This is a genomic window from Neisseria sp. P0014.S009 (assembly GCF_051958155.1).
Taxonomy (GTDB): domain Bacteria; phylum Pseudomonadota; class Gammaproteobacteria; order Burkholderiales; family Neisseriaceae; genus Neisseria; species Neisseria flavescens_C.
Genome location: NZ_JBQCVS010000277.1, coordinates 1 through 234 on the forward strand (window position 1 = coordinate 1; position 234 = coordinate 234).

The window sequence follows — 234 nt, forward strand, 5'->3', positions numbered from 1 at the left end:
TCTCGTAACCATGCCGCAATGCCGCCAAAAAGGCTATGCTTCTCGCTTGTTGGAAGAAGTACGTAAAATCGGTGCGGAAACGGGTGCGACCAAAATCCATCTGAATGTCCATGTGAACCATGACCGAGCAGATGCTCATCGTCTCTACTTCAAAAACGGATTTGAAATTTGTGCGTACCATTTCCGTTGCGATCCGAAATAATTTTTGTAGGAAGAGAGAAATCAATGTTGAAG

The 234-nt window shown here is 44.4% G+C and carries 1 protein-coding gene; it reads left to right on the forward strand.

The window, feature by feature from the left end:
• A partial coding sequence (locus ACTHS4_RS12635; protein ID WP_440366061.1) for a GNAT family N-acetyltransferase occupies positions 1 to 202 on the forward strand: 202 nt, incomplete at its 5' end.
• Positions 203 to 234 lie beyond the last annotated feature (32 nt).